We start from the raw sequence: 470 nt of genomic DNA on the forward strand, positions 1-470 counted from the left end.
GTGCTGGCCCGCGAGCTGACCAAGCTGTTCGAGACCGTGCTCGATGGTGACCTGGCGGGCCTGCTGGCGAAGGTCGAGGCCGACGACAACCAGCGCAAGGGCGAGTTCGTGGTGATGGTGCAGGGCGCGGGTGATGACGAACAAGCGCAGCTGGCACATGGCCGCCGCGTCTACGCGAAGCTGAGCGAGCACCTGCCACCGTCCACCGCCGCCAACCTGGCCGCGGAACTGACCGGCGCGCCGCGCAAGGCGTTGTACGGTAGTTGATGGATTGCTGCAGCCACGCATGGCGTGGCGCTACTGCAGTAGATCCACGCCATGCGTGGATGGATGAACCGGACGCCGCGATCAGCACGGCAGGAAGGACCTGCGTACGCTAGAATATGCGCTGGCGGAGCCGGCCAGACAGTCGCGTCATCCCTTCGGGGGTGCCGAGGAAAGTCCGGGCTCCATAGGGCAAGGTGCCAGGT

1 pseudogene is annotated in these 470 nt (G+C 66.4%); it reads left to right on the forward strand.

Annotated elements, in window-relative coordinates:
* Positions 1–267: pseudogene (locus EEB19_RS26310) on the forward strand (16S rRNA (cytidine(1402)-2'-O)-methyltransferase); the annotation flags it as partial.
* Between the last annotated feature and the right edge of the window lie 203 nt (positions 268–470).

Origin of the sequence: Gordonia sp. OPL2, assembly GCF_003797825.1 — a bacterium.
GTDB lineage: Bacteria > Actinomycetota > Actinomycetes > Mycobacteriales > Mycobacteriaceae > Gordonia.